14 protein-coding genes are annotated in these 13858 nt (G+C 70.1%); 9 read left to right on the forward strand and 5 right to left on the reverse strand.

Annotation, left to right across the window (positions count from 1 at the left end; all coding sequences use genetic code 11):
* Positions 1-315: 315 nt before the first annotated feature.
* From OG900_20140 to dnaA, 5 genes are all read right to left on the reverse strand, one after another.
* On the reverse strand, positions 316-864 hold the full coding sequence (locus OG900_20140) for a DciA family protein (GenBank protein ID WUH92189.1): 549 nt from the start codon (positions 862-864) through the stop codon (positions 316-318).
* Complete coding sequence (gene recF, locus OG900_20145) at positions 861-2009, reverse strand: DNA replication/repair protein RecF (protein WUH92190.1); 1149 nt, start codon at positions 2007-2009, stop codon at positions 861-863. The genes OG900_20140 and recF overlap by 4 nt, the downstream gene beginning before the upstream one ends.
* Positions 2010-2066: 57 nt before the next feature.
* Positions 2067-2945 (reverse strand): decarboxylating 6-phosphogluconate dehydrogenase, encoded by an 879-nt coding sequence (gene gnd, locus OG900_20150; GenBank protein ID WUH92191.1) that lies wholly within the window; start codon positions 2943-2945, stop codon positions 2067-2069.
* Positions 2946-3069: 124 nt separating this feature from the next.
* Positions 3070-4200: a DNA polymerase III subunit beta gene (dnaN, locus tag OG900_20155; GenBank protein ID WUH92192.1), complete on the reverse strand. Its 1131-nt coding sequence runs from the start codon at positions 4198-4200 to the stop codon at positions 3070-3072.
* Positions 4201-4933: 733 nt separating this feature from the next.
* Complete coding sequence (gene dnaA, locus OG900_20160; GenBank protein WUH95850.1) at positions 4934-6706, reverse strand: chromosomal replication initiator protein DnaA; 1773 nt, start codon at positions 6704-6706, stop codon at positions 4934-4936.
* Positions 6707-7155: 449 nt separating this feature from the next.
* Between dnaA and rpmH the strand changes: the two genes are divergently transcribed.
* The 9 genes from rpmH to OG900_20205 all read left to right on the forward strand — a co-directional run bounded on the left by rpmH (position 7156) and on the right by OG900_20205 (position 13820).
* On the forward strand, positions 7156-7293 hold the full coding sequence (rpmH, locus tag OG900_20165; GenBank protein ID WUH92193.1) for a 50S ribosomal protein L34: 138 nt from the start codon (positions 7156-7158) through the stop codon (positions 7291-7293).
* Positions 7294-7312: 19 nt separating this feature from the next.
* The gene (gene rnpA / locus OG900_20170; GenBank protein WUH92194.1) at positions 7313-7711 is read left to right on the forward strand and encodes a ribonuclease P protein component; all 399 of its coding nucleotides are present in this window, start codon (positions 7313-7315) and stop codon (positions 7709-7711) included.
* Positions 7708-8025: a membrane protein insertion efficiency factor YidD gene (yidD, locus tag OG900_20175; GenBank protein WUH92195.1), complete on the forward strand. Its 318-nt coding sequence runs from the start codon at positions 7708-7710 to the stop codon at positions 8023-8025. The genes rnpA and yidD overlap by 4 nt, the downstream gene beginning before the upstream one ends.
* Positions 8026-8027: 2 nt before the next feature.
* Positions 8028-9290: a membrane protein insertase YidC gene (yidC, locus tag OG900_20180; protein WUH92196.1), complete on the forward strand. Its 1263-nt coding sequence runs from the start codon at positions 8028-8030 to the stop codon at positions 9288-9290.
* A 15-nt stretch (positions 9291-9305) separates the two neighbouring features.
* Positions 9306-9824 (forward strand): single-stranded DNA-binding protein, encoded by a 519-nt coding sequence (locus OG900_20185; protein WUH92197.1) that lies wholly within the window; start codon positions 9306-9308, stop codon positions 9822-9824.
* Positions 9825-9932: 108 nt separating this feature from the next.
* Positions 9933-10676: a 16S rRNA (guanine(527)-N(7))-methyltransferase RsmG gene (rsmG, locus tag OG900_20190; GenBank protein WUH92198.1), complete on the forward strand. Its 744-nt coding sequence runs from the start codon at positions 9933-9935 to the stop codon at positions 10674-10676.
* Positions 10677-10911: 235 nt separating this feature from the next.
* On the forward strand, positions 10912-12036 hold the full coding sequence (locus OG900_20195; GenBank protein WUH92199.1) for an AAA family ATPase: 1125 nt from the start codon (positions 10912-10914) through the stop codon (positions 12034-12036).
* Positions 12033-13127, forward strand: a complete 1095-nt coding sequence (locus OG900_20200) for a ParB/RepB/Spo0J family partition protein (protein WUH92200.1) — start codon at positions 12033-12035, stop codon at positions 13125-13127. The genes OG900_20195 and OG900_20200 overlap by 4 nt, the downstream gene beginning before the upstream one ends.
* Positions 13128-13202: 75 nt before the next feature.
* On the forward strand, positions 13203-13820 hold the full coding sequence (locus tag OG900_20205) for a GNAT family N-acetyltransferase (GenBank protein ID WUH92201.1): 618 nt from the start codon (positions 13203-13205) through the stop codon (positions 13818-13820).
* Positions 13821-13858 lie beyond the last annotated feature (38 nt).

The following is a 13858-nucleotide window of genomic DNA, read 5'->3' on the forward strand; positions in this document are numbered from 1 at the left end:
GGGATCGGCTGCGTCTTCGACAAGTTCCGCTGGGGTACCCCTGCCGCGATGCCAGGGGAGGGCGGTGTGTCCACCAGTCTACCGGTAGCGCCGACATGAATGGGGCTTTGCCGGTACCTCCCTTCGCATGTGCCGCCCAAAACGGCTGCCGCCCGACTCCCTACACGCGGCCCCGGTTCCAAAACCGCTCACACGGGCGTCCAGGGCTTCCGGCTGTCAAGGCCCGGCTACGCTGAGCAGGGACCCGCCCCGGCGGGCGTACATCTGTACGCCAGGGCCCCGCGCCAGGCCGCTCACCTGCGCGGAACGGGTCGCTCAGCCGTACGTGTCGCCGGGTCCGCGGCTGCCGGGCGCCCGCAGCCGGCCGTAGGAGCGGGTCGGGGCCGCCGGGCCGAGCACTTTGAGCAGCTTGACCGTGCCGTGGCCGAGGTCGGCGTTGAGCCGCGCGACCAGGGTCGGCGCCAGCAGCCGCAGCTGGGTCGCCCACGCCGTGGAGTCGCACTGCACGGTCAGCACCCGCGCGTCCTCGTCGTAGCGGTCCGGCGAGCAGTGCTGGGCGACCTCCGGGCCGACCAGTTGGGGCCAGCGGCCCATCACCCCGCCGACCGCGGCCGGCGCCTCCCAGCCGCGCTCGGTGATCAGCCGGTTGATGGCCGCGCCCAGCGGCAGCGGATCCCTGCCGTCCGCCCTGGCACCACTGCGCAGCCCGCCCCGCCTGGCCTGTTTCTTCTGTACGGCCGCGGCGCCCCTGGCCCTTGCCTGCTCCTTGGCCGCCCGCAGCGCCACCCGCGCCAGGTCCACGCCCGACGCCTCGGGGGGCGCGGGCTGCTGGGGCACGTCGCCGGTCCCCGCCGTCTCGCTCACTGCCGAACCACCGTCCCGTCCTCCACCGAGAAGCGCGCACCGCGCAGCACTCCCGGCACGTCGTCGTCCACCGCCGCGGTGACCAGCACCTGCTCGCCCCGCGCCACCAGCTCGGCCAGCCGCTCCCTGCGCCTCGCGTCCAGCTCGGCGAAGACGTCGTCCAGCACCAGCACCGGTTCGCCGCCGTCCGCGCAGAGCAGCTCGTAGGAGGCCAGCCGCAGCGCCAGCGCGTACGACCAGGACTCACCGTGGCTGGCGTAGCCCTTGGCGGGCATCGGGCCGAGCCTGAGCAGCAGGTCGTCCCGGTGCGGGCCGACCAGGGTCACCCCGCGTTCGATCTCCTGCCGCCGGGCCGCGCCCAGTGCCTCGAGCAGCCGCTGGAAGAGCTCCTCGCGGCCGGCCGCGCCCGCCAGCGCCTCGTCGCCCATCGAGCTGCGGTAGTCCAGGCCCACCGGGCCGCCGCCCGGCGCCAGCTGCTCGTAGGCCTTGTCGGTCAGCGGTTGCAGCGCCGCCACCAGGTCGAGCCGGTGGGCCAGCAACTCGGCGCCGACCGTGGCCAGGTGCTGGTCCCACACGTCGAGGGTGGACAGGTCGGCGCCCTTGCCGCCGTGCCTGCGGGCCATCGCGGCGGTTTTCAGCAGCGTATTGCGCTGCTTCAGCACTCTTTCGAAGTCGCTGCGAACGCCCGCCAGGCGCGGCGCGCGGGCGGTGATCAGCTCGTCGAGGAAGCGGCGGCGCTCCCCCGGGTCGCCCTTGACCAGCGCCAGGTCCTCCGGCGCGAACAGCACGCTGCGGACTATGCCGAGCAGATCGCGCGGCCGGACCTGGGTGGAGCGGTTGATCCTGGCCCGGTTGGCGCGGCCCGGGTTGATCTCCAGCTCCAGCAGCTGGCGGCGCTCCCCCTCGGCGGGCGAGCCCTGCACGACCTGGGCCCGTACGACAGCGCGCTCGGCGCCGACCCGGACCAGCGGGGCGTCGGAGGCGACCCGGTGGCTGCCCAGCGTCGCCAGATAGCCGACCGCCTCGACCAGGTTGGTCTTGCCCTGCCCGTTGGGGCCCACGAAAGCCGTGACGCCCGGGTCGAGAGGGACCTCGGCCCGGGCGTAGGAGCGGAAGTCGGCGAGCGACAGGTGCGCTACGTGCATCGCGTGCTTGGCGCGTCTCCGCGCCGACCTCCCATGCTTGCTTGTGGTGCGGGCCGCCTACTCGGCGGCGGTGACCGCGTGGCCGCCGAATTCGTTGCGGAGCGCGGCGATCATCTTCATCTGCGGCGAGTCGTCCTGGCGGGACGAGAAGCGCGCGAAGAGCGAGGCGGTGATCGCCGGCAGCGGCACCGCGTTGTCGATCGCGGCCTCCACCGTCCAGCGTCCCTCGCCCGAGTCGTCGGCGTGACCGCGCAGGCCGCCCAGGTGCTCGTCCTTGTCCAGGGCGTCCACGGCCAGGTCGAGCAGCCAGGAGCGGATGACCGTACCGGACTTCCAGGAGCGGAAGACCTCGCGGACGTCGGTGACCGAGTCCACCGCTTCGAGCAGCTCCCAGCCCTCGGCGTAGGCCTGCATCATCGCGTACTCGATGCCGTTGTGGACCATCTTCGCGAAGTGTCCGGCGCCGACCCGGCCGGCGTGGACCGCTCCGGCGTCGCCCTCGGGCTTGAGCGCGTCGAAGATCGGCTGCGCCTTGGCGACGTCCTCGTCCTTGCCGCCGTACATCAGGGCGTAGCCGTTGGCCAGGCCCCACACGCCGCCGGAGACACCGCAGTCGACGAAGCCGATGCCCTTGGCCGCCAGCTGCTCGGCGTGCTTCTCGTCGTCCGTCCAGCGGCTGTTGCCGCCGTCGACCACCAGGTCGCCGGGGGAGAGCAGCTCGCCCAGCTCGTCGATGGTGGACTGGGTCGCGGCGCCGGCCGGGACCATCACCCACACCACGCGCGGGCCCTGCAGGCTGTCCACAAGCTCCTTGAGGCTGTGGACATCGGCGAGATCGGGGTTGCGGTCGAACCCGACGACGGTGTGGCCCGCGCGGCGGATGCGCTCACGCATGTTGCCGCCCATCTTGCCGAGACCGATGAGACCGAGCTGCATGACAAATCCTTCGTTTCGAAGCGTCGCGCGCGCCCGTGGTGTGCGGGGACGCCGGCTGCTGGCTGACCGTGAACCTGACCTGAGGACGAGCCTACGTCCGTCGCGGCGGCGGCCGCGGGCGGGCTCAGCCGGACAGCCGCACCGGCATGATCAGGTACTTGTACGCCTCGTCGGGCTCGGCGTCGACGGCCGCCCGGCCGCTGAGCAGCGCCGGCTTGGTGGAGGTGGTGAACGACAGCTGGGCCGCGGGGGAGTCGATCGCGCTCAGGCCGTCCAGCAGGAAGGTCGGGTTGAAGGCGATCGAGATGTCGTCGCCCTCCAGCTTGGCGTCGACCCTTTCCACAGCCTGTGCGTCGTCGCTGGAGCCGGCCTCCAGGGTGAGCACACCCTGCTCGAAGCTCAGCCGCACCGGGGTGTTGCGCTCGGCGACCAGGGCGACGCGCTTGACGGCCTCGACGAAGGGCGCCGTCTCGATCACCGCGACGGAGGCGAACTCCGTCGGGAAGAGCGTGCGGTACTTCGGCAGGTCGCCTTCGAGCAGCCGGGTCGTCGTACGCCGCCCGGCGCCCTCGAAGCCGATCAGGCCCTCACCGGCGCCGGACCCGGCCAGCGCGATGGACACCGTGTCGCCGCTCGTGAGCGACTTGGCGGTGTCCTGCAGCGTCTTGGCGGGCACCAGGGCGACGGCCGAGATGTCGGCCTGCTCCGGCTTCCACAGGAACTCGCGGACCGCGAAGCGGTAGCGGTCGGTGGCGGCCAGCGTCACCGTGTCGCCCTCGATCTCGATCCGCACACCGGTCAGCACCGGCAGGGTGTCGTCACGGCCGGCCGCGATGGCGACCTGGCTGGCGGCGGCGGCGAAGACCTCACCGGGGACGGTGCCGGACGCCACCGGCATCGCGGGCAGCGCCGGATACTCCTCGACCGGCAGGGTGTGCAGCGTGAAGCGGGAACTGCCGCAGACGACGGTGACGCGGACCCCGTCGGTGGAAATCTCCACGGGGCGGTTGGGCAGTGCGCGGGAGATGTCGGCGAGCAGCCGGCCTGACACCAGGACGGTGCCCTCCTCCTCGACCTCGGCCTCGACCGCGACCCGGGCCGAGACCTCGTAGTCGAAGCCGGACAGGCTCAGATGGCCGTCCTCGGCCTTCAGCAGCAGTCCGGCGAGCACCGGCACCGGAGGGCGGGCCGGAAGGCTGCGGGCTGCCCAAGCCACTGCCTCGGCTAGTACGTCGCGCTCCACCCGGATCTTCACCGGAACCGCCTCCTGCTTGTTGCCAGCTGTCGGGGAACAGTCTGACGCACAGGACTGTCACTCGGAGCGGCTTGGCGTCAAGCGGCTCCACGGTCTGCCGGGCGGCGAGGTCCGAGTTGTGCACAGGACCCGCTTCGAAGCAGTTTCCCCCTTCTCTACGTGTAGTCGTAGTAGTAGGGGTTGTGGATACCGTGGATAACCGGTTCCTGCGCAGGTCAGACCCTGTTTTTTATCCCCAGGGCCTGTGGGTGGGACCGGTGGACAACCGGGGGGTCCTGTGGACGCCGGAAAGTTGTGCACACCCCGTACACAGGCGCCCTGGGGTTGTCCCCAGGTCTGTCCCCAGAAATACCCAGGTTCTCCCCAGGCCAACCCACCACCTTGGTGTGACGGCTTTCACTCTTCCGGGGGACAGAGTGCCTTTCGTTGCCGAACAGTGGACAAACATGTGGAGAAGTGGCCCGGAGCTGTGCACAACCGGCCCCAACCTGTGGGCGAGCGGTGGACAACCGGTCAGGGGGCCCTGTGGACGCCCGCTCCGTCCACAGTCTGTGGACGCCGGTTACCCACATATCCACACCCCGTTGAGCAGCCCGGACACCGTGGCGGCCGGTCCGCCTGTGGAGAGTATCTGGACAACTCCGGTGTCCCCAGGGTGTGGACAGACAAATCGCCGCGATCCTGTGGACAACAGGACCGCGGCGACGGGTAATCGAACGGAGTGCGGCGCGCGTCAGCTCTTGATGCGGTTCGTCAGCTCGGTCACCTGGTTGTAGATGGACCGCCGCTCGGCCATCAGCGAGCGGATCTTCCGGTCGGCGTGCATCACCGTGGTGTGGTCGCGGCCGCCGAAGAGGGCGCCGATCTTGGGCAGCGACAGGTCGGTCAGCTCCCGGCACAGATACATGGCGATCTGCCGCGCGGTGACCAGCACCCGGCTGCGCGAGGAGCCGGACAGGTCGTCCACCGCCAGCCCGAAGTAGGCCGCGGTCTCCGCCATGATCGCGGTGCCGCTGATCTCGGGCACCGAGTCCTCGCCGCCCGGGATCAGGTCCTTCAGCACGATCTCGGTGAGCTGCAGGTCCACCGGCTGCCGGTTGAGGCTCGCGAAGGCGGTGACCCGGATCAGCGCGCCCTCCAGCTCCCGGATGTTGCGGGAGATCCGCGAGGCGATGAATTCCAGCACCTCGGGCGGCGCGTTCAGCTGCTCCTGGACCGCCTTCTTGCGCAGGATCGCGATCCGGGTCTCCAGCTCGGGCGGCTGGACGTCGGTGATCAGGCCCCACTCGAAGCGGTTGCGCAGCCGGTCCTCCAGGGTGACCAGCTGCTTGGGCGGCCGGTCGGAGGACAGCACGATCTGCTTGTTGGCGTTGTGCAGGGTGTTGAAGGTGTGGAAGAACTCCTCCTGCGTCGACTCCTTGCTCGCCAGGAACTGGATGTCGTCGACCAGCAGGATGTCCATGTCGCGGTAGCGCTTGCGGAAGGCGTCCGCCTTGCCGTCCCTGATGGAGTTGATGAACTCGTTGGTGAACTCCTCCGAGCTGACGTACCTGACCCGGGTGCCCGGGTAGAGGCTCCGCGCGTAGTGCCCGATCGCGTGCAGGAGGTGCGTCTTGCCGAGTCCGGACTCGCCGTAGATGAACAGCGGGTTGTACGCCTTGGCCGGCGCCTCGGCCACCGCGACCGCCGCGGCGTGCGCGAAGCGGTTGGAGGCACCGATCACGAAGGTGTCGAAGAGGTACTTCGGGTTGAGGCGGGCGGTGGGCTCCACGGCCCCGCCGCCGCTTCCGCCGCCCCCTCCCGCGCCACTGCTGCCGCCGGGGGGCGGCGGGACCGCCGAGGACCGCTCGGGGCGGGAGGCGGGCGACTGCGGCCCCTGCGGCGGGTAGCCGCCGGGGCCGGGCCCGTACGGGCGGTCGGCGGGGTGCGCCTGGTGCGGTACGGCCGGGTAGCCGCCGTCGAGGCGGTCGGGCCGGTAGCGGTCCCGGTCGCCTCGGGTGTCGCGATGGTCACGGTCGTCGTGGCGGCCGCGCGGGTCCCTGGGGTCGCGGTGGTCGCGCCCGTCGAGCCGGTCCCGCTGGTCGCGCGGGTCCCTGAGGTCGCGGTCGTCCCGGTCGCCGCGCGGATCGCGGTCGCCGCGGCCGTCCCGGGCGTCGGAGTACGCGTCCGGCCTGCGGTCCTGGAAACCGCCGCCCGCCGGCGCCCCCCAGTTCCCCAGGCCCGGCTGCTGCCACTCGTCCTCGGGTGTGCGCGGCGGCCAGTCGTCCGTACCGCCGTCCGGCTGGTCCTGCTCGCCGCCGGACGCGACCGCGATGGCGATCCCCACCGTGTGACCGAACTCATGGCTGAGCACATCCGTGATCAGCTGCTTGAGCTGCTGGCCCTCGAGGATCTTCTTGGCGTATTCGTTCGGCGCCGACAGCACGGCGGTGCCGGCGACGAGCGCCAGCGGCTGGATGCGCCGGAGCCATTCCGCGTGCGTCGGCTTCAGGTCCTCGCTGTCCACCAGCAGTTTCCGGAGCACTTGTGGCCAGACTGCGGCAAGATCGGCGGATACGTCAGCCACAGGGCACGCTCTCTCGGTTGCTTAGTTGCGTAGGTGGTGCAGCGAACTCCCGCAGACGTGTGGACCTCGGCAGGGGCGGGAAGAGTACGGAGTTCAGCCACGGTAATCAGCGCGGCATGCGTGGTTCAAGTCGTTGTCCACAGGCTGTGTACAAATGGCGGGGGCGCGCCGCCGGGTTTGACCGGATGGCCTAGCCGCACGTACCGTATCGAGGTCGAGTTGTCGATGGCTGCTGCCGCCTGCCTACCGATGGGCGAGGATCTTCCGACGCGTTAACGCTGCCGGGTGATCGTCAAGCGGTGCACCCGTTTGGTCCGCGAGCTTTTCGTGGGCGCACGGTGACAGCCAGGCGACGCCCCGCCGGACACGATCTCTCCTGGAGCCCCCGAGTGAGCAAGCGCACCTTCCAGCCGAACAACCGCCGTCGCGCCAAGACCCACGGCTTCCGCCTGCGGATGCGTACGCGTGCGGGTCGCGCGATCCTCGCTACCCGCCGTGGCAAGGGCCGCGCGCGCCTGTCCGCCTGATTGCCTCAGGTCTGATGCCGTGCTGCCCACCGAGAATCGGCTGAGGCGGCGCCAGGACTTCGCGACGGCGGTTCGCCGTGGACGCCGGGCGGGCCGCCCGCTGCTGGTCGTCCATCTGCGTCGAGACGCCACGGACCCGCACGTGCCGGGGGAGAGCACTCCCCCGGCACGTGCGGGTTTCGTCGTGAGCAAGGCAGTCGGCGGCGCGGTACAACGGAATCGGGTAAAGCGCAAACTGCGTCATCTCGTCCGGGCGCGTCTGTCCCTGCTGCCCCCCGGTAGCCTGGTAGTGGTACGCGCGCTTCCCGACGCGGGGAACGCGGACCAAGCACAGCTGGCCCTCGACCTGGACGCCGCACTGGAGCGGCTGCTGGGCCGTGACACCCATGGCGACGCCGAGGGGAGGGTGGCTCAATGAAATACCCACTGCTGGCACTGATCAAGCTGTACCAGTGGACGATCAGTCCACTGCTCGGCCCGGTGTGCCGGTATTACCCGTCGTGTTCCCACTACGGGTACACCGCCATCGACCGGCATGGCGCGGTCAAGGGCACCGCCCTTACCGCGTGGCGCATCCTCCGGTGCAACCCTTGGTCGCCAGGCGGAGTGGACCATGTCCCGCCGCGTAAGCGGCCGCCATGGCACGAACTGCTGCGCCGCACACTGCGGGGCGGCTCCGACGGGCCCGTCACGCCCGAGCCCACCGGACCCTCTCACGCCCAAGGAGCCTGACCGTGGGGATCCTGAACCCCCTATACGACGCAGTGTCGTGGATCATCGTCCAGTTCCACGCGTTCTACAGCCTGATCTTCGACAAGGACAGCGGTTGGGCGTGGGGTCTGTCCATCGTCTCGCTGGTGGTCCTGATCCGGATCTGCCTGATCCCGCTGTTCGTCAAGCAGATCAAGTCCACGCGGAACATGCAGGCGCTCCAGCCCAAGATGAAGGCGATCCAGGAGCGCTACAAGAACGACCGCCAGAAGCAGTCCGAAGAGATGATGAAGCTGTACAAGGAGACGGGTACCAACCCGCTCTCCTCGTGCCTGCCGATTCTGGCGCAGTCCCCGTTCTTCTTCGCGCTCTACCACGTGCTCAGCAACGTCGCGAAGGGCAACGAGGTCGGTGTCATCCACCTCAACCTCGTCCACAGCGCGCAGAAGGCCCACATCATCGGAGCCCCGCTGGCGGCGAAGTTCACCGACGGCGCCGCGAAGGTCCACGTGCTCGGCGCGACCCTGACCGATGTGCGGCTTGTCACCATTGTGATGATCCTCATGATGTCGGCCTCGCAGTTCTACACGCAGCGCCAGCTGATGACGAAGAACGTCGACATGACGGTGAAGACCCCGTTCATGCAGCAGCAGAAGATGCTGATGTACGTCTTCCCGGTGATCTTCGCCGTGATGGGTATCAACTTCCCCGTCGGTGTCCTCATCTACTGGCTGACCACCAACGTGTGGACCATGGGCCAGCAGATGTTCGTGATCTACCGCAACCCCACTCCCGGCAGCCTGGCCTTCCAGCAGCGCCAGGAGCGGCTGCGGGCCAAGGGCAAGCTGGTCGAGGCGCCCGAGGAGGTCGCCGCCAAGGAGGCGGTCGAGGTCGCGCGTGCCAACCGCACCCAGCCCAAGCGGCAGCCGAAGGCCAAGCGCCAGACCGGAGCCGCCCCCGGCGGTCCCGGAGCGCCCCGGGCGGGCAGCTCGGCGGGCACTTCCGTCGGCGACGCCGACAGCTCCGGCAGCTCCGGTAGCGATACCGGGGCTGACGCACCCGGCCCGGAGAAGTCCGCGGCCGGCGGTGCGAAGGAAGGCGGCCCGAAGTCGGGCGGCGCCCCCAAGAGCGGTGCTCCCAGGTCCGGTGGCGGCAAGGGCAGCGGCGGCGCACCGCGCGCCGGTGCTCCGAGGGCGGGCGGTCAGAAGCAGGGCGGCGGCACGCCGGGTAAGCAGCCCGGCGGGGCCAAGGCCAAGCCGACCAACCTGTCGTCGAAGAAGAAGTAAGAGGAGAGTCCAGGCGTGAGCGACGTCAACACCACCACGGCACCCGACAGCGGCTCGTCCGCGACTCTGACCCGGCTGGAGCAGGAGGGTGAGATCGCGGCGGACTACCTGGAGGGGCTGCTGGACATCGCCGACCTCGACGGTGACATCGACATGGATGTCGAGGGCGAGCGTGCGTCGGTGTCGATCATCGGCGACACCTCCACCCGCGAGCTGACCAAGCTCGTCGGGCGGGACGGCGAGGTGCTGGAGGCGCTGCAGGAGCTGACCCGGCTCGCGGTGCACCGGGAGACCGGCGAGCGCAGCAGGCTGATGCTGGACATCGCCGGTTTCCGGGCCCGCAAGCGCGCCGAGCTGGCACAGCTGGGTGCCGAGGCCGCAGCCGAGGCCAAGGAGACCGGTCAGCCGGTGAAGCTGGACCCGATGACGCCCTTCGAGCGCAAGGTCGTGCACGACGCGGTCGCCGCGGCGGGTCTGCGCAGCGAGTCCGAGGGCGAGGAGCCCCAGCGCAGGGTGGTCGTCCTGCCGGTCTGACCGGCTGTTCGCCCCGATCGATCGGCCCCGTCTGCTCGCAGGCGGGGCCGAAGCTTGTCAGCCTGGAAATGAACGAACGCGTGCGAGAACCGAGGAAAGGACAGTCCCGTGACGGAGGCAGCAGCGGAGCTTCCCGCGCCGCCCGAGCAGGCCGGGGTGGTGTTCGGCGAGCGGTTCGCCGATGCGCTGCGCTATGCCGAGCTGCTGGCGGATGCCGGGGTGCAACGCGGTCTGATCGGTCCGCGCGAGGTGCCCCGGTTGTGGGAGCGGCATCTGCTGAACTGTGCGGTGCTCTCCGAGGTGATCGACGAGGACGTGTCGGTCTGCGATGTGGGCTCGGGTGCCGGCCTGCCCGGCATTCCGCTGGCCCTGGCCCGCCCGGACCTGGAGATCACCCTCCTGGAGCCGCTGCTGCGCCGTACGACCTTCCTGGAGGAGGTGGTACGGCTGCTGGGGCTGGCCAATGTGACGGTGGTTCGCGGCCGGGCCGAGGAGATGGTGGGCAAGCTGCCGCCGGTGGACGTGGTGACCGCTCGCGCGGTCGCGCCGCTGGAGCGGCTGGCCGGCTGGGGCCTGCCGCTGCTGCGCCCGCACGGTGAGATGGCGGTACTGAAGGGCGACACCGCCGAGGAGGAGCTGAAGGCGGCCAGGGCGGCGCTCGGCCGGCTGGGCGCGGTGAGCGCCTCGGTGACCCAGGTCGGCGCCGGCGTGGTCGATCCGTTGTCCACAGTCGTCCGGGTCCTGGTGGGGGAAAGTCCCGGCGGAGTGCGGGCGGCCACCCGGCGGGCGAAGGCTGCCCGTGCCAGCAGGACACCGCGCCCCGGCGGCACCTCGGGGCGCCGACGCCGCTGAGCGGCTGGCTGCAAACGGCCAAAACAGCACAATCCGGAGTGTCTGCCGGGATACCGGCATGGCGCGGCGCATCGTGTTCCACGTGAAACGTCGCTCACTGCTTCCAGGAGTCCTCAGCCGCGGTCGCGCCGCGGCTGAGGCGCGCGCCAACAAACCGTCCAAGGCCAATTCGGCTGTGGATAACCGGGATTTATCCACAGCCGGACGGGGCTCGCTGGTTCAGCACCCCTCGGGCATGGCAGGCTCTCCTCATAGCGAGCCTGAAGTCGAGGAGTGTGAGTCCTTGCGGTCCGACGCCAACATCGCGGGGCCGATGGCCGACCCGGTCCCCGGTCCCCGCTCAGCTGAATCAGCGGGGGGACCACTTTCCGTGCCCCCGGGGTTCGGGAGCGGTGTTTCACGTGAAACATTGCCTCCTATGGATGACACCCCGATCGGCCGCGCTGCCCAGATGGCCGTCGAGGCACTGAACCGCACCGGTGAGGGGCTGCCCAGACCGCCGCAGACCCGGGTGATGGTGGTCGCCAACCAGAAGGGCGGGGTCGGCAAGACCACGACCACGGTGAATCTGGCGGCCTCCCTTGCCCTGCACGGCGCCCGGGTGCTGGTGATCGACCTCGACCCACAGGGCAATGCCTCCACGGCGCTGGGGATCGACCACCACGCCGAGGTGCCGTCCATCTACGACGTGTTGGTGGAGAGCAAGCCACTGTCCGACGTCGTGCTGCCGGTGGCCGACGTCGAGGGGCTCTTCTGTGCCCCCGCCACGATCGACCTGGCCGGCGCCGAGATCGAACTGGTCTCGCTGGTGGCGCGGGAGAGCCGGCTGCAGCGGGCGATCGAGGCGTACGAGCAACCGCTGGACTATGTCCTCATCGACTGCCCGCCCTCACTCGGCCTGCTCACCGTCAACGCCCTGGTGGCCGGAGCCGAAGTCGTCATCCCGATCCAGTGCGAGTACTACGCGCTGGAGGGCCTGGGGCAGCTGTTGAAGAACGTGGACCTGGTCCGCGCTCATCTCAACCCCAAGCTCCATGTCTCCACCATCCTGCTGACGATGTACGACGGCAGGACGCGGTTGGCCTCCCAGGTGGCGGAGGAGGTGCGCACCCACTTCGGCAAGGAGGTGCTGCGCACCAGCATCCCCCGGTCGGTACGCATCTCCGAGGCGCCCAGCTACGGCCAGACCGTCCTGACCTACGACCCGGGCTCCAGTGGCGCGCTGTCGTATCTGGAGGCCGCCCGGGAGATGGCGCTGCGCGGCATGCCGGGTGAGGTGGCCGTCGAGTACGACCCGCAGCCGCAGGGCGAACAGCACAACGAGCAGCACCCGCACAGCATGTCGGAGGGGATCCAGTGAGTGATCGACGCAGAGGGCTCGGCCGTGGTCTCGGCGCGCTGATCCCAGCCGCGCCGCAGGCGACCAGCCCAACGTCCGGGACCATGCCGGTCCTGGTGCCGGACCGCGGGGTCGCGGCGGCCAAGGTGGCGGGTCTGGTGGACCGCCGGCCGCCGGAGTCCGCGCCGCCGTCGGTGGAGATCCCTGTTTCACGTGAAACAGAGCCGGACCTCTCGGCGTCGCGAGTGCCGGTCGCCGGCGCCTACTTCGCCGAGTTGGACCTCGACTCGATCACCCCCAACCCGCGGCAGCCGCGTGAGGTGTTCGACGAGGACGCGCTCAACGAGCTGATCACCTCCATCAAGGAGGTAGGTCTGCTCCAGCCGGTCGTCGTACGGCAGATCAGCGCGGACCGCTTTGAGCTGATCATGGGCGAGCGGCGCTGGCGGGCCTGCAGGGAGGCCGGCCTGGAGCGGATTCCGGCGATCGTCCGGGCCACCGACGACGAGAAGCTCCTCCTGGACGCCCTGCTGGAGAACCTGCACCGGGCGCAGCTGAACCCGCTGGAGGAGGCGGCGGCCTACGACCAGCTGCTGCGGGACTTCTCCTGCACGCACGAGCAGCTGGCCGACCGGATCGGCCGGTCCCGCTCGCAGGTCTCCAACACCCTGCGGCTGCTGAAGCTGCCGGCGCCGGTGCAGCGCCGGGTGGCGGCCGGGGTGATCTCCTTCGGGCACGCCCGCGCGCTGCTCGCACTGGACGACTCCGAGGCCCAGGACAAGCTGGCGCTCCGGATCGTCGCGGAGGAACTGTCAGTCCGCACGGTCGAGGAGATCGTGAAGCTGATGAACAGCGAGCCGAAGTCCGCCAAGAAGTCGGCGGCACCGCGGGCCGGCCGTCGAGTCTCCCCGGCGCTCACTCATCTGGCCACCCGGCTCTCCGATCGCTTCGACACCCGGGTGAAGGTGGATCTGGGTCAGAAGCGGGGAAAGATCGTGGTGGAGTTCGCCTCGATAGAGGATCTGGAGCGCATCCTCGGCGCGATGGCACCGGGCGAGGGCAACGTCCTGGAGAACCGGCTGGACGACGAGGCCGAGGACGACGACGAGTGACACCGTGGCACCCCGGTCCTGAGTATCGGGGTGCCACCGCAGTTCGGTCAGCGACAGGAATGGGGTCCTTGCCAGATGGGCCGTCGGCTTGAACCGCTCACGCTCGACAATCTTCCCGACCTCCCCAAGCCCTGCCGGCGCTGCGTCTTCTGGGAGCTGGACCCGGTGAGCGGCGAGGCCGCGATCCAGGCGGGCAAGCCCGAGCTGGAGAAGGAAGCCTGGATCTCCGCGGTGCTGCTGGAGTGGGGTTCCTGCGGCCGGGTGGTCTACGTGGACGAGGTCCCGGCAGGGTTCGTGCTCTACGCCCCCGCCGCCTACGTGCCGCGTTCGCTGGCCTTCCCGACCAGCCCGGTGTCCGCTGACGCCGTTCAGCTCATCACGGCCCGCATCCTGCCGGGCTATCAGGGCCAGGGCATCGGCCGGGTGCTGGTGCAGACCGTGGCGAAGGACTTGGTGCGGCGGAACTTCAAGGCGATCGAGGCCTTCGGCGACGCGAAGTGGTCAGCGCCGTCCTGCGTGCTCCCGGCCGATCATCTGCTGGCGGTCGGCTTCAAGACGGTCCGCCCGCATCCGCGCTTTCCCCGGCTGCGTTTGGAACTGCGCTCCACGATCTCCTGGAAGGAGGACGTCGAGATGGCTATCGACCGTCTGCTGGGCGCCGTCCAGAAGGAACCGGTCCTGCACCCGCTGTGACGCAGAAGGGCCGGCTCCCGCAGCGGGAGCCGGCCCTT

Source organism: Streptomyces sp. NBC_00433, assembly GCA_036015235.1.
Lineage (GTDB): Bacteria > Actinomycetota > Actinomycetes > Streptomycetales > Streptomycetaceae > Actinacidiphila.